Origin of the sequence: Parashewanella hymeniacidonis, assembly GCF_016900895.1 — a bacterium.
Taxonomy (GTDB): Bacteria; Pseudomonadota; Gammaproteobacteria; order Enterobacterales; family Shewanellaceae; genus Parashewanella; species Parashewanella hymeniacidonis.
In genome coordinates this window covers 1-24,467 of sequence record NZ_JAFEUN010000074.1, presented here as the reverse complement: position 1 = coordinate 24,467, position 24,467 = coordinate 1, and the positions used below count along the sequence as shown (strand labels likewise).

At 37.6% G+C, this 24,467-nt stretch carries 22 protein-coding genes, 1 tRNA gene and 1 pseudogene; 15 read left to right on the top strand and 9 right to left on the bottom strand.

From position 1 onward, the window contains the following. Positions 1 to 352: 352 nt before the first annotated feature. Positions 353 to 805, top strand: coding sequence for a CPBP family intramembrane glutamic endopeptidase (locus tag JQC92_RS14725; RefSeq protein WP_205000352.1), 453 nt, complete (start codon positions 353 to 355; stop codon positions 803 to 805). Positions 806 to 908: 103 nt separating this feature from the next. Here JQC92_RS14725 and JQC92_RS14720 read toward each other — a convergent pair whose 3' ends face one another. Both JQC92_RS14720 and JQC92_RS14715 read right to left on the bottom strand, forming a co-directional pair. Then, positions 909 to 1,565: a relaxase/mobilization nuclease domain-containing protein gene (locus tag JQC92_RS14720; protein ID WP_205000351.1), complete on the bottom strand. Its 657-nt coding sequence runs from the start codon at positions 1,563 to 1,565 to the stop codon at positions 909 to 911. Then, complete coding sequence (locus JQC92_RS14715) at positions 1,546 to 2,082, bottom strand: plasmid mobilization protein (RefSeq protein WP_205000350.1); 537 nt, start codon at positions 2,080 to 2,082, stop codon at positions 1,546 to 1,548. Before JQC92_RS14715 ends, JQC92_RS14720 begins: the two co-directional genes overlap by 20 nt. A gap of 353 nt (positions 2,083 to 2,435) precedes the next feature. On the opposite strand from JQC92_RS14715, the gene JQC92_RS14710 reads away from it, so the two are divergent. Beyond that, on the top strand, positions 2,436 to 3,032 hold the full coding sequence (locus JQC92_RS14710) for a thiamine phosphate synthase (RefSeq protein ID WP_205000349.1): 597 nt from the start codon (positions 2,436 to 2,438) through the stop codon (positions 3,030 to 3,032). A 25-nt stretch (positions 3,033 to 3,057) separates the two neighbouring features. Here the strand turns inward: JQC92_RS14710 and JQC92_RS14705 are convergent, their stop codons facing one another. Further along, on the bottom strand, positions 3,058 to 3,840 hold the full coding sequence (locus tag JQC92_RS14705) for a helix-turn-helix transcriptional regulator (RefSeq protein WP_205000348.1): 783 nt from the start codon (positions 3,838 to 3,840) through the stop codon (positions 3,058 to 3,060). A 439-nt stretch (positions 3,841 to 4,279) separates the two neighbouring features. Between JQC92_RS14705 and JQC92_RS14700 the strand changes: the two genes are divergently transcribed. The 5 genes from JQC92_RS14700 to JQC92_RS14675 all read left to right on the top strand — a co-directional run bounded on the left by JQC92_RS14700 (position 4,280) and on the right by JQC92_RS14675 (position 10,094). Continuing rightward, positions 4,280 to 4,612: a hypothetical protein gene (locus JQC92_RS14700; protein WP_205000347.1), complete on the top strand. Its 333-nt coding sequence runs from the start codon at positions 4,280 to 4,282 to the stop codon at positions 4,610 to 4,612. Between the two features lie 88 nt (positions 4,613 to 4,700). After that, a complete protein-coding gene (locus JQC92_RS14695) occupies positions 4,701 to 5,204 on the top strand; it encodes a helix-turn-helix transcriptional regulator (RefSeq protein WP_205000346.1) in 504 nt (167 codons plus the stop codon). Positions 5,205 to 6,000: 796 nt separating this feature from the next. Continuing rightward, on the top strand, positions 6,001 to 8,691 hold the full coding sequence (locus tag JQC92_RS14685) for a toprim domain-containing protein (protein ID WP_205000344.1): 2,691 nt from the start codon (positions 6,001 to 6,003) through the stop codon (positions 8,689 to 8,691). A gap of 1 nt (position 8,692) precedes the next feature. Then, positions 8,693 to 8,908, top strand: a complete 216-nt coding sequence (locus JQC92_RS14680) for a hypothetical protein (RefSeq protein ID WP_205000343.1) — start codon at positions 8,693 to 8,695, stop codon at positions 8,906 to 8,908. 10 nt (positions 8,909 to 8,918) lie between these two features. Further along, positions 8,919 to 10,094 carry a phage integrase Arm DNA-binding domain-containing protein gene (locus JQC92_RS14675; protein ID WP_239480580.1) on the top strand — a complete coding sequence of 392 codons (1,176 nt, stop codon included), beginning with the start codon at positions 8,919 to 8,921 and terminating at the stop codon, positions 10,092 to 10,094. A gap of 285 nt (positions 10,095 to 10,379) precedes the next feature. Here the strand turns inward: JQC92_RS14675 and JQC92_RS14670 are convergent. Together JQC92_RS14670 and JQC92_RS14665 are read right to left on the bottom strand one after the other, a co-directional pair. Beyond that, positions 10,380 to 10,456, bottom strand: a tRNA-Val gene (locus JQC92_RS14670). 121 nt (positions 10,457 to 10,577) lie between these two features. Then, complete coding sequence (locus JQC92_RS14665; RefSeq protein ID WP_205000341.1) at positions 10,578 to 11,933, bottom strand: MATE family efflux transporter; 1,356 nt, start codon at positions 11,931 to 11,933, stop codon at positions 10,578 to 10,580. Between the two features lie 29 nt (positions 11,934 to 11,962). Between JQC92_RS14665 and JQC92_RS14660 the strand changes: the two genes are divergently transcribed. Continuing rightward, positions 11,963 to 12,568: a riboflavin synthase subunit alpha gene (locus JQC92_RS14660; RefSeq protein WP_205000340.1), complete on the top strand. Its 606-nt coding sequence runs from the start codon at positions 11,963 to 11,965 to the stop codon at positions 12,566 to 12,568. 213 nt (positions 12,569 to 12,781) lie between these two features. Beyond that, on the top strand, positions 12,782 to 14,533 hold the full coding sequence (locus tag JQC92_RS14655) for an acyl-CoA dehydrogenase family protein (protein ID WP_205000339.1): 1,752 nt from the start codon (positions 12,782 to 12,784) through the stop codon (positions 14,531 to 14,533). On the opposite strand, the gene dacB is transcribed toward JQC92_RS14655, so the two are convergent. Beyond that, the gene (gene dacB / locus JQC92_RS14650) at positions 14,530 to 15,966 is read right to left on the bottom strand and encodes a D-alanyl-D-alanine carboxypeptidase/D-alanyl-D-alanine endopeptidase (RefSeq protein ID WP_205000338.1); all 1,437 of its coding nucleotides are present in this window, start codon (positions 15,964 to 15,966) and stop codon (positions 14,530 to 14,532) included. The genes JQC92_RS14655 and dacB overlap by 4 nt on opposite strands. Positions 15,967 to 16,082: 116 nt before the next feature. Here dacB and JQC92_RS14645 point away from each other — a divergent pair. The 3 genes and pseudogenes from JQC92_RS14645 to rmf all read left to right on the top strand — a co-directional run. Further along, positions 16,083 to 16,337 (top strand): annotated as a pseudogene (locus tag JQC92_RS14645) (Na+/H+ antiporter NhaC family protein); the annotation flags it as partial. 369 nt (positions 16,338 to 16,706) lie between these two features. Beyond that, the gene (locus tag JQC92_RS14640; protein ID WP_205000337.1) at positions 16,707 to 18,275 is read left to right on the top strand and encodes a methyl-accepting chemotaxis protein; all 1,569 of its coding nucleotides are present in this window, start codon (positions 16,707 to 16,709) and stop codon (positions 18,273 to 18,275) included. Between the two features lie 262 nt (positions 18,276 to 18,537). Further along, positions 18,538 to 18,714 (top strand): ribosome modulation factor, encoded by a 177-nt coding sequence (rmf, locus tag JQC92_RS14635; protein WP_129947738.1) that lies wholly within the window; start codon positions 18,538 to 18,540, stop codon positions 18,712 to 18,714. A gap of 56 nt (positions 18,715 to 18,770) precedes the next feature. Here rmf and JQC92_RS14630 read toward each other — a convergent pair whose 3' ends face one another. From JQC92_RS14630 to JQC92_RS14620, 3 genes are all read right to left on the bottom strand, one after another. Continuing rightward, a complete protein-coding gene (locus JQC92_RS14630) occupies positions 18,771 to 19,136 on the bottom strand; it encodes a hypothetical protein (RefSeq protein ID WP_205000336.1) in 366 nt (121 codons plus the stop codon). A gap of 44 nt (positions 19,137 to 19,180) precedes the next feature. Then, complete coding sequence (locus tag JQC92_RS14625; protein WP_205000335.1) at positions 19,181 to 20,752, bottom strand: S41 family peptidase; 1,572 nt, start codon at positions 20,750 to 20,752, stop codon at positions 19,181 to 19,183. Positions 20,753 to 20,826: 74 nt separating this feature from the next. Then, positions 20,827 to 21,729: a uridine diphosphate-N-acetylglucosamine-binding protein YvcK gene (locus JQC92_RS14620; protein ID WP_205000334.1), complete on the bottom strand. Its 903-nt coding sequence runs from the start codon at positions 21,727 to 21,729 to the stop codon at positions 20,827 to 20,829. 180 nt (positions 21,730 to 21,909) lie between these two features. On the opposite strand from JQC92_RS14620, the gene JQC92_RS14615 reads away from it, so the two are divergent. The 3 genes from JQC92_RS14615 (at position 21,910) to JQC92_RS14605 (ending at position 24,163) form a co-directional block, all read left to right on the top strand. Beyond that, a complete protein-coding gene (locus tag JQC92_RS14615) occupies positions 21,910 to 22,716 on the top strand; it encodes a glucosaminidase domain-containing protein (protein WP_205000353.1) in 807 nt (268 codons plus the stop codon). Next, entirely contained in the window at positions 22,716 to 23,336 is a 621-nt protein-coding gene (locus tag JQC92_RS14610) for a DUF2987 domain-containing protein (protein WP_205000333.1), read from the top strand. Before JQC92_RS14615 ends, JQC92_RS14610 begins: the two co-directional genes overlap by 1 nt. 239 nt (positions 23,337 to 23,575) lie before the next feature. Further along, positions 23,576 to 24,163 (top strand): YceI family protein, encoded by a 588-nt coding sequence (locus JQC92_RS14605; RefSeq protein WP_205000332.1) that lies wholly within the window; start codon positions 23,576 to 23,578, stop codon positions 24,161 to 24,163. Positions 24,164 to 24,467 lie beyond the last annotated feature (304 nt).

The following is a 24,467-nucleotide window of genomic DNA, read 5'->3' as shown; positions in this document are numbered from 1 at the left end:
AGCAGGCTGGGAAACGATTTGGGAAGGTTGGGATACCCTTCAATCTTATGTCGTTGGATATAGGATGGCGAAAGAAATGCTAGCTGACGGAGAAATGCTCTGAGATCTGATCAAGAGACAGGGTTAATGGTGGTGTTGCAAACTTTTTCAGAGGTACATTAGTTGGTTACTTAGTAGGTAAGGTAATTAATGACTGGGAAAATAACTCGTCCTCATATGGCTCTAAGTATTCGAACATGAACCTTATGCATGCTAAATACTAATAAGTAGTTCTTTGCTTTAAGTGGTTGTGCTTTAAATTAGTACAACTACTTTCTTTAGGCTTACTATAAACAGTTATGGGGCAGATATTATGTTTATATCGAGAAATTTTGTTTTTGAAAAAAAATGTGTTGCTACTGTCATAGATATTTTTGAAACATATATCGTATGGTTTCTTATATTATTTTTTTCGTTAAGCTTTGTTGATTTAAGTAGTGCTGATAACATTGTTGATAATAAAAGTTTGATTATTGTATTTTTGATAGCTCCTTTTGTAGAAACTTTTATATTTCAGGTGGTTTTACCAAAATTTTTATATATTTTTGATTTTAAAAAAAATAGTGTTTTGTTTATTTCAGCGTTGGCATTTTCGAGTACGCATACTCCAGAACATTGGATACTATATTTGTATTTTTTTGTTTGTGGATGGTATTTATCTTATTATAGTTATAAATTTATCATTGAGAATAACTGCTTGATAAAAGGTTTTTTGTTTGTTTTTTCTTTACATGCTTTTTGGAATTTAATACTGAATTTTTTATGAGTTTCAAGTTATAAAGATTAATTTATCAATACTTCTATTTTTTTGATATATTTGTATATATGTAATGGGTATGTAATTAATTGACGATTATCAATCACAGTGTTTATATCGTGCTGTCGAGTTCATCATCACATCGTTTTCTCCCCTGTTTTGTAATTTCCTTGTCCCTGCCTCTTTGGTTTATTGGGGGAGTTGCCTCAGCGGCAACTCCGTTTTTTTCAAGCTGCCACGCAAACTGCTCTCGCCAAACTTGTGGTAAACCCTTCCTTACATGCAATCGCTTTCCATCAAATCCTAAGTTTTTAATGGTTAAATGAACGTGCGGGCTATCAGTATCAGTGTGAAGTGCAAACACATATTGATAATTATCAGCAAAGGTCTTTTTAGCAAAAGCTCGAACGGCTTGTTTTACGGCTTTGGGTTCGGTGCCGTCGGGCATAGATAGGACAAGGTGAGTGCTGTGGCGGGTGCGGCGCTTGGAGGTGGTTGATGGTTCTTCCCAATCTTGTGCGAGTTGCTGAATTGAGATTTTGTCTTGGTAGACTTCTCCAAGTTCATCTTCGACTTCTAGTTTGCCGTTGCGACTGATGTAATCGAAATGGCTTTGAGTATGTGAGCTTGAGTAGCAATGGCCGCTGATCTTGACCATGACTTCTGGTGGTTTTTTACGGTAGCGTGAAAGTGACTTAATGCGGTTAGCTTTGTATCTAACATCACCTGATAATAGCCCTGATATTTGGTCATGCTGTGAATGGGGCATCTGTGATACTCCAACGCTGGCAGTTTTTATTGAGTAAGTCGTTGACCTTTTGTTTATGGTGGTCGATTTTATTTTCCAACATTTCAATCATGTCTTTAGTGATCTTGTCGCTTTCTCGAAATTCAATATTCAGCACTCTGGCTATTTGATTGAGGTTACGGCCAATTGCTGCGAGCTGACGGTTGGATTCTCTTAACGAGTTAACTTCCTCACAGGTCAATACAGGCTCTCGATATAAGCTGGCTAGAACGTTTGCTCTCGCCCAATTACTTTGGTTTGGGTAGCCTTCTTCTTTTGCTTTATATGCAATTTTTTTGAGGTTGTCACTGGTGAATCGAATGGTGATGCGATTGGTTTTGACTTCTTGAAATGAACTGTTGGCACTATCAATCGGTGCTACTCGGTTTATCATCATCCTTAGCATATTAGATTGGCTGATACCGCAAGATTGACAAAAGCCCTGCCAATTGATTTTTTCTGTATCGGAGAGTCGAGTTTTTACAATATGTTCGTTCATCATTTACCGCCGGATGAATGATATTCCTTGCATTTCTTATTTCATACTTACGGTTATATTTCCAGCATTATTCGTCGGTAACTCAGTGAAATTGGCATTTGGTACCAAACGCAGACACTTTTGGTACCAGACGACATCAGTTTGCGAATCCTGCACTAGTTAATTAAGAGTTTTTCTAATTTGGAAGTGTTATTGCCATAAAATAGCTCAAGGATAAAAATCATCCAAAATTGTCTGGGTTTTCGAGTTTAACCAACCCTGAATCATCACGTAAATTAGCCGTTAAAGAGTTTGACTGCTGGCACAACGTGTGGGAGAAGTGATCTCAATTTACGACCTTGAGCATCTAAGCAATGAAAAAAAATTTGTACCTAATTACTCCTGATTTTGATGGGGATATAAGCTCGTACTTGGCTTCACTGAAAAAAAGCATTGAGCACTTCTCTCCTAAGAGAGTTCAGTTTCGCTCTAAAAATCTGGATCGAAAGCAATATATAGAGATGGCGAAGTGTGTTTCAAAACTATGCAAAGAGTCTGGGGCAGATATCATTGTTAATGCCGATGTTGATGTGTTTAATGAGTTGCAGTCTGAAGTTGATGGACTTCACCTAACCTCAGTCGAAATGACAAACACAAAAGAAAGACCGATACCAAGCGAAAAACTATTGTCTGGCGCTTGCCACAATATTGAACAAGTGAAAATTGCTTCTCGTATAGGTTGTGACTTTGCCGTTCTTTGCCCAATATTTAAAACGCCGAGTAGCCCAAAGGGCATTCCGGTTGGGTGGCCATCCTTCAGTAAAATGGTAAGTACTACAACAATGCCTATATATGCGCTTGGCGGCATTGGTTTAGACGATTATGACACCGCTATTGCGAACGGTGCTTTTGGCATTGCAGCAAAGAGAGGTCTTTGGTTTACCGAGAACATCTTGAAAGATGAAGGTTGATATTACACTGCAATACTTAACTACTTTAGAGCTTTAGTTCAGTATTGCTCATATTGCTTATTGCACCAATAACCCCTTGATAGTTAAGGTATTGATAAAGCTTTGAATTACTGCATGGGAAACACCCTAACTTCACTTTAATCCCATTGAGTCTCTTATTGATTGTGGCGTGTGAGCAATGCATTTTCGATGCTATTTCTTTAATGGAGTTAAATTGCATCAACAACTCAATTGCAATGACTTCTTTTTTGGTCAAGGTAATGTTGTTAATGTTAAATTTATCATAATCATTGATAATTGCATTGTTGTTGCTATCTGCTTCTATTGTTGGGATGTTCGAATCGAAATAGCGAAGTGGAAACAATGCTTTGTCTCCATAGGTAGATATATATTCTCTAGATTTATGGCTCAAATGGTGCAGTAAACTGAATAAATCTGCTCGGGTAAGGCTTGTTGTCCGGAAGTAACCAAAGCTAATTATTTCAACGATGTTTTTATTTCTGTTCCTTATTTCAATCTTTTTTAAGTTACCACTGACGCTACTCAGTAATAGCTTATGTTTTTCTGCCATATTATCCCAATGAAATACACCAGGCTGTAATCGGTTAGGTAAGTTTTCATCCAAATTTTCTTCCCAGAACTTTAAATGCCAAAGATAGTTGGAGGGGATAGGTTGGATTGTTTTCTCTTCGAGATCTAGACGAGAGAACACAATGTTATGAAGGTTTTGACACTTTTCATTTAACTTAGTGATAATAGCATTCTGCGCCTTACATATTGCTTCTATGACATTGTTTTCAGCGTTCATTTCATTACCTGCGAAAATATTGTATGCCAGATAACACCTATTTCCGCCATATTCACAATAGACGGCAGTTCCGACATAAATTGGCCATTAACCTCAGAGCGACAGCGATAAGAACCTTTAAACTACTAGAACTCTAAGATAAACATTATCAATCTCTTATCATTTTTCCTACTCGATTGATAGTGTTTATTTTGAACACTATTAACTTGATCTTCCTTTTAATACGGTTGCTATTGTTTACGCGTAAGTGTGAAAAACAGCAAGAGCAAGGGCAAATTAACGAACTAAAAGTGCCATTCTTTTTTGTGAACGCCATTTGTTTAACTTTTAAATTTGTTTAATTCTCGGTGAAAAGGAGCATGAAATAGAGCATACGGATATAGGGTCATGGATAGGTTTTGAACTGTATTTGCTTGAAAAATAAATATGAGGAGACGGCATGTTGGTTTTAAAGTTTTTACCAAAATGGTTCCTGTATTATATTGAGTGTCGATGTTCAAGAAGACCATGCATTCACTTTACACGTTTGCTATTTATTGAAAACAGCTTTTGGATTGAGTATAAAATCGGCATTTCTTCACGAGTGTATCAAGCGTTGCCTGAAGAGTTGGAGAAATTAGTTATTTGGTATCAAGTATCAGATAAAGAATTGGAAAAATTGCACTCATTTCAAACCCTCAATCTGATCTATAAAAACTTAATGCCATTTTTAGCAGATGAGCAGTTACAAAAATTTGTAAAATTCGTCATTAACTTATCAGAACACCAATAATCAAAAATGTGTGATGATGAATATTTAATTTGACTATCCTTACAAAACAGTTTGTATTTAACGGAATATATTTTTTTGAGGCTATTTGATGGAAACAAATTTAGGCGAGAGACTAGAGCGGGCAATTTTTGAATCGCAATTGACGCAAAGTCAGCTTGCTGAAAAAGCGGGAGTAACACAGCAAAGTATCAGTTACATTATTAAAAATAAGTTAAAAGAGTCCAAATTAGCTCCAAAGTTAGCTTATGCACTTGGGGTTGATCCAAGCTGGTTGATCCTTGGTGTGGGAACGTTTTCTAAGAGTTCTGGTTACGAAATCCCTATCATCAACTGCTTTGTTCAGTTGCAAAAGCTTTTAAGAGATCAGCAGACCACTTTTATTGCTCCGACTTTATTCACGGAAGATTATCTCGGGAAACTAGCATTTGCGTATCAGACTGAGTTGAGGCAAGTAGCAATTTGTGGAGAGAAAGATACCTTTTCAGCAGATGAGTTTCTTTTGATTGAGCCAAAATCTTTCCAAGTCATTAATGAACCCAGAGAGGGGGCATATCCGATATACGAGTGGAGAAACAGAAGACTTGAATATTGAATGCCAGTGAGCATTACATCATTACTTCCTTTTTTATCATCTCTTTCTAACCATCCTCAGGTCTGAAATTAACGACTGTTGAATATACCTTTACTAAAAAATTTGTATTGGTGAGTGATCTTACAAAAAAATTACGGAACAACCACTCAGTATCAAGTTTAAAGCTTTTTCTTGTACCAATTAGCCTTGCCATAAATAGTGCGCCTGCTCAGTGATTACTTCGTTGTAATCTCTCTCAAGTGCTTGCTGCTATGGCTCATTAATGTTCTAAACTCTAACTTCTAAACGGCAATCTGATTGGCAACGCTAGTGTCTGCCAATACTAGAATTCAGTTTCAAAGCTTAATTAAAACTGAACATTATTGAACTAATTTTATTCTGATTTATAACGATTTGCTTTTTATTCAATCGGTTATGTTTTGATTGCAAACTTCAGAAAATTTCAATGTTCAATATTCATTTGCAAAAGTTTGTATATTTAAAGATATTTTGTTTTATACAAATAAATTTATCTGTCGATTAATTTGGAGATATCTATGCGTGGTTTTAATAGAAAAGGGGCAAGAGGCAGAGAAGTACAGCAAATATGGTACACAAAAACAGATCTGTGTAATTACTTGGGAATAACATATACCACTTTTTATCGATGGGTTAGGCACAAGAATTTTCCTGAGCCAGAGATGTTCCACCTATGCCGCACCGGCCGCTATGACATTCGCAAAATTGAGGCTTTTTTGACACACAAAAGTTAGTGAAACAGTGTTGAATGTTCGCTTGATACTAAAGAGGTAAAGCGATGTATCCAGAACTCCATAGTGAAATCTTGCAGCGTCTGACAACGGATTACGACTTTAAAAAGCAAAGTGGTGAGTTTCTTCAACAAGGTAAATGCCCCAATTGCGGTAAGCGTGAGTTCTATACTCACAAACAAAATCCTTGGGTATTGCGCTGTGGTCGCTTAAACAAATGCGGGCTTGAATTACACATTAAAGATGTCTATCCAGATTTGTTTAACTCTTGGAGTGAACGGTTTCCCATACATCAACAAGCTGATACCAACAAAGCGATTAATCCAAAAGTAACTGCTGATGCCTACCTTAGCATTGCTCGTGGTTTCGATTTGCAATTGATAGATGGCTGGTATCAACAGAGTTCGTATTACAACAGTGAATTAAATGCCGGAACTGCCACAGTCAAATTTCAGTTAAGCAATGGTTGTACGTGGGAGCGATTCATCGATAACCCAGAACGCTTTGGCAATATGAAAGCGAATTTTACAGGTCGCTACAAAGGTTGGTGGTGGCAAGCGCCTAATTTTGACATTGATAAGTTAGTCGATAGTCAGTTTCTATGGATAACAGAAGGGGTGTTTGACGCCATTGCTTTGCTTCATGTAGGTATCATGGCCGTAAGCGCAATGAGTTGTCATAACTTTCCTGAACTGGCGCTTCAAGCACTAGAACAGCAATTGCTTGGTAAACAGAAACTAACACTGGTTTTTGCATTTGACTCTGGCATAGCAGGGGAGAAGTACACCAGAGTTTTCGCTAAAAAGGCGAGGGAACTTGGCTGGACGGTAACTGCAGCGCAGCCACCGAAAAAGCACAATCTGAAACTCGACTGGAATGAATTACTCATCCGAGACAGCCTGAACCATGATCAGCTCGAACACTATTTGTATTTGGGTAAATTATTACTGGCAGAAACCGCAATGGATAAGGCGACTCTGATCCATCATCAAAAAGTCGAAAACGAATTTTCTTTTGTTTTTAAAAACAATCTGTATTGGTTTAAATTTGACCCAAAGCAGTTTGACCGAGCCTATAAAAATCACACTGATGAAAAAGAAGCATCTGAGCGTCAATTACAACAAGCTAAGGCAGAAGCGACCAGCATTCAGTTATTGGCTCAATGTAATCCTCATGTGTTGTATTTTCAGAAAAACTTAACCACCAAAGAAAGCTGGTATTACTTCCGAATAGAATTTCCATACAGTGATGAAACGGTTAAAGACACATTCACAGGCAAAGAGCTAGCCTGCAGTCACGATTTTAAAAAGCGATTGTTGGATGTTGCACCTGGCGCACTATTTATTGGTGACAACTATCAGCTCAATGCCATCTTACGGCAGCAATTTTACCAGCTCAAAAATGTAAAACTGATGGACTATACAGGCTACCACCCTGTGTATCATTGTTACGTGTTTAAAAATGTGGCAGTGAAAGCAGGCAAGCTTTATTACGTTAACGCTGAAGATTATTTTGATATCAATCGCCTGTGCATCAAAAGCCAATTACCCGTTGATGTTACGTTAAATGCTGACTTCAACGATTATCAAACTGAGTGGGTTGAACAGATCTGGCAAGCTTTTTCAGAAAAGGGCTTGATAGCCCTGGTGTTCTGGTTTGGGAGCTTCTTTGCTGAGCAAATTCGTGAACGTTGCGGCAGTTATCCTTTTCTTGAAATATCAGGGGAGCCTGGAACCGGTAAAACAACCTTATTGGTATTTTTATGGCGATTAGCGGGGCGAGATAGAAAAGAAGGCTTTGATCCCAGTAAATCCACCGCTGTTGGTGTTTACCGCAGTATGGAGCAAGTCTCGAATCTTCCGGTTGTGTTTATTGAAGGTGACCGCAAAGAAGATAAAGAGTTCAGACAAAAGCGCTTTCATTGGGATGAGTTGAAGAATGTCTATGATGGCCAAAGTATTCGCTCAAAAGGGGTGTGTAATACTGGCAATGAAACCTACGAACCGCCATTTAAGGGCTCAGTAGTCATCGCACAAAACGCTGAGCTGAAAGCATCAGAAGCAATAATGGAACGCATTGTTCAGTTACGTTTCGCCAAGGGTAATCAAACCAACGCATCTCGCATTGCGGTCGAAGCGTTAAAGCGCACACGAAGTCATGATGTTTCTGGCTTTATGCTCAAATCTATTTTGAAAGAGAAAGAACTACTCGACGCCTTTGATGAAAAGCTGGAGCATTACACCGAAATTGTAAGAGCCTTTCCTGAAGTCAAAGAAGAGCGAATTATTCTCAACCATGGGCAAATGCATACCTTGCTTGACGTGCTGAGTTTGATGGTGCCATTAAACGAACAGCAATTAGAGCAAACTCATGCTTATATTTCTCAATTAGCGATTAAACGACAACAAAGCCTAAGTTCAGATCACCCTATGGTTGAAGCATTCTGGGATGTGTATGAGTTTCTTGAAGGAGACAATGACAAAATCGTTAACCACGCCATTGATAACAAAATCGTTGCGATTAATTTGAATCAATTTGTCGAAGAAGCGGTAGCGAGAAAACAGTCCATTCCATCTTTAATCGATTTAAAGCAAGTGTTGCCTTTTTCTCATAAATACAAATACGTCGAACACAACAAAACCGTTAAAAGTGCAGTACACCGAAGGCTTAAGCAACAAATGCCAAATTTGAAGTTAGCGGAAACCAAAAAGTGTTGGATTTTTATATTAGGGGGATAACATGATCAATGCAAAATTAATGAAAGCAACATACTGGGCAAGACGAGAGTTTTCCGCAGGTTCGGTTCCCTGCCATAACACCATTAAAAAATGGATAAATGACGGCGTGATCTCTGGTCGCGTTATAGGAAATAAGGCTTATGTATTCGCATCTGAAAAAGCTGGATTGGATAACAATGTTTCCAGAGTTGTTAATGAGCTACTAAGGCAGCAATGAAATGGCCAGAATGCGCAAAACTAAAAGTGCAGCGAGCTTACCTGAGCATTTGTATTATGACTCTAGACGAAATACATATCGCATTAAATTAGTGACAGGGAAGTTTAAATCGTTGGGAGTGAATCGTGAAATTGCGATATCGATTGCAAAAGAATACAACCGCTTAGCACGTTCATCAGTTGGTTTAACGGCTGAGTCATTGCTTGAGGAACAAGACTTACTCAATGAACAACCATTTTCCAAAGAAGTCGATAGATTGTTACACCGTATATTTCAGGAAGAGCGGCCGTCGGCTGTCATAAAGAAAGTAATGAGGAATGATGCCGATAGGGTGAAAGTGTTTTTCATTAAAACACCTGGATCTCAAATAAAGCTAGAGCATGTAACAGAGTACTTAGAACACTATCATGCTAACTCAAGCGCAGAAGTCTATAACCGAAAAATATCATGGCTTAAAAAATTGTTTTCGTATGCAATCGACGAAGGCTTTATGGAGTTTAACCCTGCCGTTTTAAAGAAAAAGCGTCGGCTTGATGATAAAAAACGAAAACGTTTAAAAATAGAGTGGTTTAAGGAGATACATGATGCAGCCCCATTGTGGTTGAAAACAGCAATGGATTTATCATTGCAGACAAGCCATTCCAGAGCAGAGATATCAAGAATTAAATATAAAATTTACGACATAAAAAGCAAAACTTGCGGCTGTTGTTGGCATAAACAACCAAAATTGACAGCGAATGGTTTGGAATATGGCAAAATGTATATTCATCGACGTAAAGTGACGAACAAAGATGCAGCCAATGTAGCCATTCCAATAGGAGAAAAACTGAAAGGAATAATTGATAGAAGTCGTGATAGTTTGGTCAGTGAATATATTGTGCACCGTCTTCCCATTAAGTGTTGTAATAAACTCAGCAAAGATGTGAAGCATCTAACCCAAGTATCACCAACACTCATAAGTAAGACATTCTCAAAAATACGTGATCAAGTCGGTTGCTGTAATCATCTTACAATGGCAGAACGTCCAACTTTCCACGAAATAAGAGCATTATCAGCATTTCTCTATAATTCAAATGGTGTAAATCCTCAAGCACGTATGGCGCATACAGATGCAAAGAGTACTCAAATCTACACTAAAAACCATATTGATTGGGTTGAAGTGCCTTACGCTGAGATTGAGTTGTGAATATGTGCGATATGTCATGTCTATAAAAGCAGATATTTTGATGGAATGGATAACATTGAAAATCTGCTACCACAGTGATTTAAAATTACAGATCGTTAAATGTTTTGTAACTATCAAATAAGCACTCAGTGATAAAAGATTCAAACAACAATTTAAAACAGAAGCGTGTAAAAAAAAATTCTGTAGAAAGTAGAGGCTTTGCGCAGATTTTGCGCCAATTTTGCGCAAGTTAACCTTCATTCGTTCTTTATAAGTTGAAAAAGGTACTTAAAACATGAAGATAATTGGTACAACCGAGTGGATTCGAACCACCGACCCCTACCATGTCAAGGTAGTGCTCTAACCAACTGAGCTACGGTTGTATATTTTGAAGTGTTCGTTTGAACGGCGCTTATAATATGCATTGTTGCAGCGCCTAGCAAGCAATAAATTAATAAATTTAATTCGATTGCTTGCTTGTTGCCCATATTGACTGATTCTGCTTCAACTTTCCGTTACTTGATGTCTTTTTTGAATTACCATAAGTCTAAATGCAAATAATATTGCAGCTGAAGATAAGCCTGCAATTAACCCTATCCAAAAACCTTCGGCGCCCATAGCTGGAACGATAAAATCTGTTCTTCCTAATACATAGCCGAGACTCATGCCGATCCCCCAGTACGAGATAAGCGTAATGTAAAAAGCACTTTTTGTATCTTTATAGCCTCTCAATGCACCTGCAGCCACTACCTGTATGGAATCGGATAACTGGTACAAGGCGGCTAAAAACATAAGACCAGCAGCCAGTGATACTACTGTGGGATTGTCATTATAGAGATATGCAATTGGTGTTTTCAAAATGACAGTGATTAAAGCGGTGATTACAGCCAAACCAAATGCGACCATTAAACCGACTTTGGTTACCGTTTTAGCTATTTCGGGCTGATTTCTACCTAAATAATATCCGATCCGAATCGTTACGGCCATGCCAATGGATAAAGGTAACATGAACACGATTGATGAGAAGTTCAAAGCAATCTGATGACTGGCCACCACATTTGAACCTAGCGGTGCAAGAAGGAGTGCAATGACGGCAAACAAGCTGACTTCAAAAAGTAGTGCCATTGCAATTGGCATACCCGCAATGAACATTTCTTTCATCATTTTTAAGTCAGGAGCATAAATATGAGAGAAAAGATTTAAAGGTTTAAATTTTTGACTGTAGAGAACATATATGGTCATTGCCAAGAACATTCCCCATATAACAAGTGCTGTGGCAATACCGCAACCAGCACCGCCTAATGCAGGCATTCCAAAATGACCATTAATAAAAATGTAATTTGCAGGGATATTGATCAACAATCCGACAAAACCAATGATCATGGTCGGCTTTGTGAATGAAATACCTTCACTGCAACATCGTAAAACTTGATATAATACGAATGCTGGTGCGCCCCATTTTATACCATCGATATACCCAAGAGTTAAATGTGCTAGAGCAGGCTCTATAGACATTTTAGATAAAAATACTTCTGAATAACTCAAAAGTAAAATTACAATGGCAGCACCAATCAACCCAAGGTAAACACCTTGATAAGCAAGTTTTGGAATGGCTTTTAATTGGTTGGCTCCATAATGGTGTGAAATAAATGGGGTGAAGATAAGTAACAAGCCTTGAACGAACAAGATTGCAGGGGTCCATAGGCTTGTGCCTACAGCAACTGCAGCCATATCTGTTGCACTTATTCGCCCAGCCATTACTGTATCAATAAACCCCATCAGTGTTTGGGTGACTTGCGCTATGAGAATAGGCAGGGCAAGTTGGATCAAGCGTTTGACTTGATAGACTGAATGATTCATAAAATTCCTAAATAAATCAGAGAAGAAATATGTTTACTGGAATTGTACAAGCCACTTGTAAAGTGGTTTCGATAGAAGCAAAACCCGGCTTTAAAGTTTTAGAGCTAGACATTGAATCGTATTTAACTCAAGGGCTTAAAATAGGAGCCAGTGTTGCGGTCAATGGGGTTTGCCTTACCGTTACAAAACACGAGAATGATAGTGTCTTTTTCGATGTGATGGAAGAAACTTTAGCGCTCACAAATTTAAATTTTTTAAAAGTGAGGGATAAAGTAAATATTGAACGTTCTTTGACCTTTGGCAGTGAGATTGGAGGGCATGTTTTATCAGGTCATATCCAAACTCAAGCCAAAATAGTAAAGATTTCGAATACCGATGAACACCACAATATCGAGCTTGAAGTTCCATCACAGTGGATGAAATACATCATGTATAAAGGCTTTATTGCAATCAATGGCTGCAGCTTAACTATAGGAAAGATTAAAGAAAATAAGTTTCTAATACACTTGATACCAGAAACATTGAGACTTACAAATCTAGAGAGCTACTCTGTCGGAGATACATTTAATATCGAGATCGACAGTCAAACACAGACAATTGTGAATACTGTTGAGAGATATTTGAAGCAGTCCTGATAAATAGCGGGGTATTGTAAATGACCTAGCTTCAATAGTTTTATGCAGTTTACTTAAGCCCATTCTTAATTTAAGCAGTGTGGCAAGCTTTTTAAAGCTTCCTTTTCTCCAAGATAAACCATTCTTTCATTCGATATGATGAATTCCTGCTTGTTTTTTGATTCAGATACACTTAAATTTAAACAAGTGTTTAAATTTTTATTGGATTCTAAAATGTACCCTTATCAAGCACCTATCAATGAAATGGAATTTTTATTAAACGATGTATTTGATGCAGATAATGTATGGCAGCAATTACCCAAATTCGAAAATGTGCTTGATAGTGAAACTGCTTCAGCAATCTTGAGTGAGGCAAGTAAACTGAGCGAAGAGTTAATCGCACCACTAAATCGAAATTCAGATGAACAAGGTGTCAAACTAATTGATAAAACAGTCATTACTCCTGATGGCTTTAAAGCCGCTTATAAAGAAGTTGCAGCCGGAGGCTGGGTAGGTTTATGCGGCAACGACGAATTTCAGGGAATGGGCATGCCAAAAATGCTTGGCGTTCTGGCTGATGAAATGTTTTATTCTGCTTCAAACTCGTTCACTTTATACAACTCTTTAACCAGTGGTGCTGCGCTTTGTATCGAGTCACATGGTAGTGAAAAGTTAAAAAACTTTTTTCTACCTAAAATGTATAGCGGTGAATGGGCTGGAGCAATGGCGATGACGGAAGCTCATGCTGGCTCCGACTTGAGACACTTAAAAACGACTGCAGTAAAACAGGATGAACATTATCTTATTTCTGGGTCCAAAATTTTTATTACTGCTGGTGAACATGATCTAGCAGAGAATATTGTGCATTTAGTGTTAGCTAAAATTAAAGGCCAGAATTCACTTTCACTGTTTGTGGTTCCGAAGTTTCATTGCAGTCAATTTCAAGGTCTTGGTGAATTCAATAATGTAACCGTTGGTGCAATTGAGCACAAAATGGGACTTCATGGTTCAGCAACTTGTGTGATGCATTATGAGGGATCTGCAGGGTACTTAATCGGTGTGGAGGGTAAAGGATTAGCCTGTATGTTCACGATGATGAATTACGAGCGTCTTGCTATAGGCATCCAAGGGTTAGCCAATTCAGAATTTGCCTACCAATTAGCCAGCAAATATTCAAAAGAAAGAGTGCAAGGTAGTGCTGTGTCTCCATCTGGTGAAAAAATATCTGCAAGCGCGCTTGTTCATCACGGAGACGTACGCAGAACATTACTGAATATTAGATGTTTAACGGAAGCTGGCAGAGCTTTGTCAGTTTTTACCGCAAAGCAATTAGATTTGAGCAAATATGCGCAAGGAGAGCGCCAAACCAATGCATTAAATCTAGCGTTACTCCTAACGCCTATTACAAAAGCTTTTTTTACCGATCGAGGCTTAGAGAATGCCATTGCTGCACAGCAAGTTTTTGGTGGTCATGGTTACATCAGGGAAACAGGTATTGAGCAGATTGTCAGAGATAGCCGAATAGCTCAAATCTATGAGGGAACAAATGGCATACAAGCGCTCGACTTCCTTGGCCGAAAAGTAGTAAAAGATGAATTGAAATCGCTGAAGTCTCTTCTGCACTCTTTTAGTGAAGATATGCACTCATTTAAAATGGGTGATGATAAAAAAATTAACCAATTACAGCAGTTATTTTCAAAACTTGAAAATGTAGGCGAACAGATAGCAATCAGAAGTAAAGAGGACGCAAATCTCATCAACTTCAATGCGGTAAATTACTTAGATGCCGCAGGTTATATCATTTACGGGTATTTTTGGTTATTGATGCTTGAAAAATCAGTTGATAGCCAACAAGTTTGTTTTGAAACTAAGAGCATACTTTGTGAGTATTACTTTGATACATTTATGCCAAAAGCTGCGGGGTTACTTGAGCAGCTTTCAGCTATGAAAACAGAAATAATGAATCTTGAGGTGGATAAGCTCTAGCTACTCCCATTCTTAATTTGTTCAATAAACCCTTTTAAGAAAGCAGCTTCAAATGGCTGCTTTTTTGATTGCTTATGACTAATACCATTTTCCAAAATCGCAAAAGCATACTTATGTTTCCCTTTAATATTAATATATCCAGCGAGGCAGCTCACGCCACTCATTGAACCTGTTTTAGCTGTAATTATGTCCTTTAATGGAGGATGATTAAAAGCATGCTTATTGAGAAGCGTGCCACTTCGTCCGGCAACGGGTAAAGCGTTCGTCAATAGCTTTAACGTAGGGGTATCATGAATTGCCTTTAGGGTTTCTAATATCTGATGAGCTGAAACTAAATTATACCTCGATAGACCTGAGCCATCGGCAAGTACGGCATCAGAAAGATCTACGCCTAAACTCTTCATCGTTTTTTTGATCGCACGGGTACCATTTACAAAGCTACCTTGTGTTTTGAATTCAAGTTGACCAATCTTCTTCGTCAGAGTATCTGCAATCATATTGTCAGAATTTAACAGCATCTCTTTAAGTAAAGCTGGAAGCTTTTCAGAGTTATGGCGAGCAATAACCTTACTGATATGAACTTCATTGGATATGAGGTTGATTTTATTGTTTGACACCCTACCTGATACACGTATTCCAAGTTCAGACAGGCTCTGGGCTACGAAGTCTAAAGCGAATTGTTGTGGATCTGGAATTGCGACTTCTAGAGGCACTTTCCTTCTATTATGATGACACCCATCAATAACATAATGATTAATTGAAACCTTATTTAACGCCATTTCACAATCTTGTTGGACGTGTTTTGGGTCAAAATACACGGTGCTGGTAATTTGCAATGGTACATGTTTGAAGATGTGTACTTTACTTTTGTTGCCTTTTGTCGGTAAAAGTTCTGCTGTAACGCAATTTTTATCCAGAATATACCCAGAGATTGGTGCGGCGAAACAAATACCTAAATCATCCCAAACCCATCCTTTTGCTCTCGACGTTTTTTTGAGAGGTGCTGACAGAAGTACATTACCTGAAATGTGTTTTACTCCAAGTGATTTAACCTGTTGTAGTAATGTATATAAGTCGTTTGTGGTTAAACTTGGATCAGCATCAAATCTTATGTATAGATTTCCTCTCAACGTACCATTGACTATTTTGCCATTGGTCTCTATTGATGTTTGGTATTGAAATTTGGTGCCCAATTCTTTAAGGGCTGAAGATGCAATAAACAGTTTCTGAGTACTTGCAGGTAACATTAATTGATGCGCATTATAGCTGTATATAGGTTTATTGGAGGTTAAGTCCCAAACGGCTACTGAAACAGAGGAGCTTTTTGGTTTAACTGCGGTAATTAAAATATCTAATGGATCTAATGCAAAAGCATGTGACGAAAATAAAAAGAGCAATAATAAAATTGGCATGGATGTTTTCTGGTTATTCATTTCATTCTTGTTAATTAAAGTCATTAGTTCAAGTATGCAAATACCTGCGTAAATAGCAAAAGAAACTGCTGAAAAATCGGTTAATATTACTCGCCTATAACTTTTTATTGACTAGGGGTTGGGGGATCTTTGCTGTCACGATTCCGATAGTTATGCCGCTGGCTCAGTCGATGGATGCAAATATACCGTTAGTTATCCGAGCGCTATTATCGGCTTCATCTTTTGGTAGCCAAGCTTGTTTTTATTAAGACTCAACGGTACTTGCTGCACAAGGAGCAGGGTGTAATCTAGTGAGCCATGCTGTGACTCAACTACCTTACACATTAATTGCTGCAACCCTAGCGTTTGTTGGTTTTATCGCAATGGCTTAATAATAGATAAATATTACAGTGGTGTCATTTTGATGGCGCTGCTGATAATAACTTTTAAACTCATTCCTTTTAGTCAATGTGTGTCTTATTTTTTAATTAATTAGAGTATTCATGTTCTCACGAAAGCTTTAAGTAGTGTTTGGTGTTGTCTGTATTATTTTAGGAGGCAAATGATTGACGATATCATACTTTACTAATGACTGTTAAAATTCGTTTTTTGTTAATATTTAGACACTCTGTAAATTGATTTTCAAGCAGAGTGCCAATGTCTTGTTATACTTTAATTGCTTAACTCAAATCATTACAAAAAGTAAGTGATTATATTGAGTGAATCCATTCAAAGTTAAACGAGATTTAAAGGGCTTTTAAATGCGTAAAAACTTACCTGTTACCAATCGCGAGTATCCATTCAAAGGCAGTGAGAGGCTGATATCTTCAACCGACGCGAAAGGAATTATAAAACATTGTAATGAAGCATTTGTACAAATGAGTGGCTATCAACGTGATGAATTGATTGGCTCTCCTCATAATCTTATTCGCCACCCTGATATGCCTAAGCCTGTATTTGCAGAAATGTGGAGTACGCTTCAAAAAGGTCGAGTTTGGATGGGGCTCGTTAAAAATAGGCGTAAAAATGGTGATCACTATTGGGTTAGTGCTTTTGTTACCCCTGTATTCGAAGCTGATAAGCTGGTTGGCTATGAATCTGTACGGGTAGCGGCTGATGAGTCAGAGAAAAAGAGGGCAGAAAAGGCTTATAAAAGGCTTTCAAGTGGACAAAGCTCGGTTTCTTGGACTGAGAAGTTAAAAGATGTTGTCGCTCAAACATTATCTGTATCCGTTCCTGCAATACTCGCATCGATAGTACTCGGTGTTTTTCATTCACCATCCGCTGGATTGATCTCCGCCGGTTTTGGACTCTTGAGTGTGTTTTGGGTTTTATTCTTTAGATATTCTGAGTGGAAGAATTTGATGAGCATCAGCCCACAGTCATACTCAAATGTAGAGGTTGCTCAGACTTATTTTCCTGAACGTGGAGTCGCAGCACAAGCAAAATTAGTGTTAGCGACAGAAATAGCACGCTCAAGGACGGCATTGACACGGATTAATGATTCAGTCACAAGTTTGGATGAAATTACTGATATTACGCAGACAGAGGCGAAAAAGACAGCGTCTGCTGTAGAAGAGCAAGGCGCAGCAACACAACAGATTGCATCTGCGATTACTGAGATGTCGCAAGCTATCCAAGAAGTCGCTGAAAAGATAGAGTCAAACTCTTCAAGTGCAGAAACGGCTATTCATAATGTAGATTCAGGCGTTAGTTTAGCCGGTGATGCATTAAAAGTGATCCATAATCTGAATGACTCTGTTAAGTCGATTGCCGTTACGGTTCAGGAACTCGCTGACTCAACGAGTCAGATTGGTCAAGCTGCTGACTTAATCACTACAATTGCAGATCAAACAAATTTGTTAGCATTGAATGCCGCTATTGAAGCTGCTCGAGCAGGTGAACATGGGCGAGGCTTTAGTGTGGTCGCTGATGAAGTGAGGGCATTAGCATCTAAAACACGCGAGTCTACTGATCAAATTCACAATGTTGTTCAAGATCTTTCAAAAAGAGCCAGTTCAGCTGTTGAAGCGGCAAAACAAGGTCAAATAGTAGCAGGAGATGGTGTTCAAGTTGTTGATAAAACAAAGAATGCACTTGGTGAAATTAGAGATGCAGTAAAGCAAATTACGGATATGACGTTTCAAATGTCTGCGGCAGTTGAAGAGCAAAGTTCAGTGGCTGATCATATTAACCAACAAATTGTTGATATTGCTGATGGCTCTAACCATACCAAAGAGGCTTCAGCACAATCACTTGAAGCCTCACATAAGTTAGAGAGTACAGTAAGCGTTTTTCGTTCGTTGATAAGTCGATTTGCCATAAAATAAGCACTAAACGGGACTACAAAACGGGACTACAATTTGAAAGTGAAGTACGAAAATTAATCAAATTGATTAAAAATTAATCTAAAAATACTTGACCATGATTCATAAAAGTTATAATTATAAGTTCTGTTTCTGTTTGATTTATGTTTGCTTAACGTTTCTTTTTTTGTTCAAAAATTCTTGTTGTTGCACGTAACAAGCTAGATTAAACAAAACAGTTATTAGCTAGATATTACGGAAAATTGCTGTAACTGAGGACATGAATATGAAAAGACAAAAACGTGATCGCTTAGAGCGTGCATTTGCAAAAGGCTTCCAAGCCGGTATGTGTGGAAGGTCTAAGGAGAATTGTCCATATTTAAACCCTGATCCCCGTTCTCAATGGTTAGGAGGATGGAGGCAAGGTGTTGATGATAGGTTAAATGGAATTCCAATTAAATAAATCAACTAAATTTTATTGTAGTAACAATTATGCGCCAGGGTTTTTCTGGCGCTTTTTTATTTTGAAATGCACTGCATACCGCTGACTACCATTGGATCGCCTTTTCCAAATTTCAAATAACAAGTTTCACTGGCCTTTAAAAGTTGGACTTTAGTTGTTGAACGAGTCCGTGTATCTGTATGAACACCATTAATCAGAATAAGTGGGGAGTCGATGCTTATCACTGATGAAGTTAAGAATGCCGTTTCTGACATCAAAAATGACGTCAGTTTTAATTGTTTCTCTATAACATTAGAAACGATACTCTGATTTGATTTATCAACTAAAATAGCTGGTTTAAAGTGGTTATTGGCTTCTTTGGATTTACATCCAGTTAACACACAAAAAGCAAAAACAAAGCCTATTAAATAAATGCGTTTCATTATCATATATCCATTAAAAAAGGAGCTCTGTAGCTCCTTTCAGATTAATAAATTTTGTTATTCATAACTTGATCAGTTAGCTCTGCAGGGTCCGATATTTCGAATCTGCTGTCACTTGAACCTTGTTCATGATTCTGAACTTGAGAAACGGAACTGGCAGCAATAATTGGACAGTTACCCGTTGAACGGTAATATAAAGCTGAACTTAACATGGCTTCACTTTTATCGCCTAATTGATGATTAAAGTCATCGACAGCCAGACAGCCAGGGATTTGAAAGCCAGTGATAGGGCTCGCTTGTTTTGGTTCGAACCCACTGGCATAACTTCCAAATCCTTTGTGGTTCACGCCTTGAAACTGAACGTTAAAGTAAGTTGTTCCACAATTATCGACAGGATAAAAACCATAAGGCTTACCACAGGTTTTACCTCCAACTTGAATTACTTCAACATCAATACCACGTAAGCCGTTCATTAGTGCTTCACTGGCTGAACAAGTATTATCTGTTGTTAACACAAACACACGATTTAAGTTTAATGTAGGTAGAGGTAAACCACTTGTAAGGCCGTCAGAAAAACCGAGCGTTTGATTGTAGAAAGGAATTGGAGCAATTCTTTCACCCGTTACAGGGTTAGTATTTGGGTATTTATCATTAAATTGAAGCAGTTCAAACGTTTTATTAGTAGAACTTTCACCAGAAATCATGTATGCCAATTGACTTGCAACTGCTAATAGGCCGCCACCGTTATAACGAATATCAATAACAAGATCATCAATATTGCTGGCCGACAGTTGAGCTACCGCATCTCTTAGCGCTTTTTCAGAAGGACTGTTGTGCGTGTTAAACTGAAAGTAGCCAATATTGTCATCATCATGCTGAATTGTTTGAACATTTAAAACGGGTGATCGCTCGAGCTCACTTGGACGCATCGATACTGTTTTCACTGCACCAGAAAAGACATGCTCAAACTGGAAACGATACTCTTGGGAGATGTTTGACGGAAATAAGCCCGCATTAATTATGTCTATGTCATTAGAGTCATTAGAGTTTATTACATCGACATCATTGACTTGTATGACCTCATCACCACGAATAACACCATTAGCTTCAGCGATTGAGTTTGGCTCAACATAGGAAACTACAATCTTTCTTGGAGGGCTTTTACTGATTACCTTTAAACTCATTCCGTAACTTAATGAAACACCAGCCTGAGTTCGTTTTCTGTACTCTTCCGTATTGCGAGTAAAGTGAAAATTGTCCTTATCTTCTCCAGTAAACTCGTCTTTCTCGGTCGTTCTCAATTTTTCAAAATAATCAGGGACGTTAAACGGAGTGGGGTCAATATCATCAATTTCTTCATACCATAGGTAACTATCATTTGCCCATGAGCGAAGCCACATTTTTTCATGCATCGATGTTCCACTAAGATCTGGAAAATCACCAAGACGAGGTGACTCACAATAATCTTTAAACTTGGAAGCGGCTTCAAATGTATCTTGTTCCCATCTTAGGTTTTCAGAAGAGTCTGGTTGAGTGGCGGACTTACTATCGCTGCCACCTCCACAGCCGAATAGAAAGGCCGAGGTTAACAGAAGTAATAACTTGTTATTTAACATTGTAAACTCCGTTAATATATAATCTAACAAAATTTACATTATTTAAAACTTAATTCAACAATTTAGATTGTATATTATATTGCTAAAGCGGCTTTGTCGGTATGATAAAAATGGCTTATCACAGTAGCTAAGGTTCGTGAACAATGGCAATTACTTGCTAATTTTATATCATCGGTAGTGATGATATTTTTGATTGTATTTTCTTCACGGTTGGTAGAGATGATGCAATCGACCTCTCTATTGATCAAAGTCTGTAAATAAGCAATCTTATCGGCTAATGACATAAGTTTTGCCAAAGACTTCTCTTGTAAAATGTTGTCTATAAAGAAAATTTTGGCTTTAGACTGATTTATGGCCTGAGCGTATTCTTCAATTAAGAGTGGTGGCAGAATGCTGCTAAAAAAACTACCAGGCCCTAAAATAATAATATCGGCTTCAGAAATTGATTTAATTGCAGGATTTAGAGCTTGAACCTTGGGATGCAAAGTTATTTGTCGAGGTAAACGTTGTAAATCATCAATCTGTGTTTCACCGAGAATGACCGAATTATCCTCAAGAACAGCTTTTAGATCCGATACTTCTTCTGTCATTGGGTATATATTTGCTTTGATATTAAGAAGGTTCTTAATCAGCCGGATTGCTGCGCTTGGAGTATTGCCCATTTGTTCAAGTGCAGTAAAAATTATATTGCCAAGATTATGGCCACCAAGTTCAATTTTACCGGGAAATCTAAAGGACAGTAATTCCTGTGAAAGTTCGTCGTCAACTAAACTAGAAATGCAATTTCTAATGTCTCCCCAAGCAATATTATTGTTTATTTTTCTAAGGCGACCACTCGAACCTCCGTTATCTGTGGTTGTGACAATTGCTGACAAATTGTTGCCTAGGAAGGAAAAAGCTTTTAAAACTTGAGGTAAACCGTGACCTCCACCAATCGCTACTACCTTGTTGTTTGGAGAGATGAGTACTTCAGACACAACGAAACCCTGTCATAATCTTAAAATAAAGATAAATTATATGACGTTTTTGTTAAAGTTTCCATGGCGTGTAATTGAGACAGATCATTTCTTAAGCATAATTTTGTGGTTACTGTTCATTTTCAATATACTATTAAACAAAATTACAATTAAAAGAACGGCTAACTTTATAATATGTTATTGAAAAGCGGTAAAATAGGAAAGTTTACTATAGCAATTGGAGCCGTACTCGTTATCATATATGGCTTCCGGGTTCACTTTTTGCCGACCTCTTTAAGTGAAGTTGAAGATCTCATTCTTGCTCCAAAGAATAAATCACAGACAACTTCTATCCCTGATTTTCAAAAGATAAGAGATATTCCAACCAGAAAAAAAGCATTTTTTGACTTTTTAAGCCCCGCAATTGAAGAACAAAATGCCTTAATTACCAAAGAACGTAACTTTTTACAGTCTGTTCAAAAAGTTCTGAGCTCAGGAAACATACTTGATGATGGCACTCAATTTAAAGTGACTCAGTTGGCAAAAAAGTATCAATTAAGTTATCGACGTTTCGACTCAAATACCATTAAAGAACTTCTCAAAAGAGTTGATACGGTTCCACAATCTTTAGTGCTTGTTCAAGCTGCGAATGAATCTGGGTGGGGAAGTTCGAGGTTTGCACGTGAAGGTTTAAACTTTTTTGGTCAATGGTGTTATCGAAAAGGCTGCGGGTTAATTCCATCATCTCGTACTAATGGGTTAACTCATGAGGTGACTGTATTTCCGTCAGTTGAAGCTTCTATTGCTTCCTATATGAGAAACTTAAACTCAAATGCAGCTTATAGTTTATTTCGTTCAATTCGTTATGATCTGCGCAAGCAAGGTAAACAAGCAGATGCTGCTGAATTAGTATACGGGCTCGTTAATTATTCCGAAAGGCAAGAAGCTTATATTGATGAGCTTTTAGATATGTTGCGTCATAACAAAAAATATTTGGTACAAAAGTAATGTTTAAGAAAGTCCTTCTAGCAAGTTTGTTCGTCAGTTTCACATCAAGTGCGACTTCAATATCCGTAGAGTATAAAGATTTTTATAATCGAATGAAAAGCGTTAACAAGGGAAGCTATTCTCTTGTCAAAATGGGATTTTATTTACCCCAAACGGATGACTGTAAAATTAATTCGGGAAGCATCACTACTGAAAGGAAAAAATACCCTTTAAGTTTTTCATCGCACCAAGAGCTGTTTCTTCCTTATAACGAAAAGCTTAAAAGTGATCGAGCGCTCATTAATTTGGATTTAGCTGGCGATCCGAAAAAGTGTGGAATTCAAATACAAGTGAATGCCACTTCAATCAAAACTCAATATAAGCAGAAGCAATTAGATAACATTTATTCAGAAATGAATGCTTTGATGTCAAGTATGCAAGGCTTTCCTTTAAAATACTTTAGTGATGATATTGATGGACTGACGTTTACGTTTGCTTCGCCGAGTGAAATTAAAGTTGATGGTGAATACAAGGGAACCAAAAGTACATTTGAACTTTCAAAGGCTGAAATGGGAACACTAAAACAATTAAGCTTTTCTAAGAAACCATTAAAAATAAGTCCTTGGATTGGTGCCAAGTAAAATTAGAATACATTCTGCTTTGAACCTTTCGATGAATCGAAATGTTCAAAGCGTTATCTATGACAATATGAAAAAAAATTAAATTATCTTAAAAAATCTGCATGGATAGAAACAGCTTTAATTATATTTATACAGATAATTTGCTCGGTTTAATTTTTTAACATATTTCAATATGATATTTTTCTATAGAGCTTAATTTTGCTACTCTTTGGTTAGTCGAATATTTAAGTGATGAAATCATGAAGAAAGCAATCTCTACCTTACTCTGTCTATTTTCTATATCAGTCGGTTTTAGTGTACAAGCTCATGAGTGGAATATTGACTCATCGAAATCAGTGGTAAGTTTTGTTTCGGTAAAAAAGAACTCCATTGGTGAAGTGCATCGTTTTAAGTCAATTAATGGGAACTTAACAGGCACGGGGCATTTTGAACTCACGATTCCTCTTAAAAGTGTCGATACGGGAATAGCCATTCGAGACGAAAGAATGCAGAGTATGCTATTTGATGTTAGCCGGTACCCAAAAGTCATTTTCTCAGCCAACCTAAAGGGTAAGCTTCTAGAGAACATGGAGCCTGGTGATACCCAAGTAATAAGTACTGAAGGGCAGGTTGCGCTTCATGGTTTGATCCAAACATTACATTTTAAAGCTTATGTCGCCAAGCTGGCAGATAACAAAGCTATGGTAACGAGTTTAAAGCCGACCATCATTAATGCTTCTGATTTTAATTTAGTCTCTGGAATTGAATCTTTAAAAGAAGTTGCAAAGCTTTCAAGTATATCTTCTGCAATTCCTGTTTCCTTTGTTCTAGTTTTGAATAAGGACTAATTCCTCTCTCTGCAAGCATGACGATTACTCATGCTTGCGATACCTTTTTTTCGTCGTTCGATCTTTGATTCGGCATATTTTTTTATTTTTAGTCTTTGGAATATATCGGCGATTTTCATTTTTTCTTACAAACCTTTTGCATTTAAATGTCTTTTTATGACATTCTATCTACTGTTTATAAATAAGGGCTATCCACTTAGCTGCACCTATGTCAATATATAGGAATGACAAAGCCTTCACAATTGTTGCAAGCAGGTATTGATTACCCGAGGGATTGGGAAGAATTTGTAACATGGTTTTATGA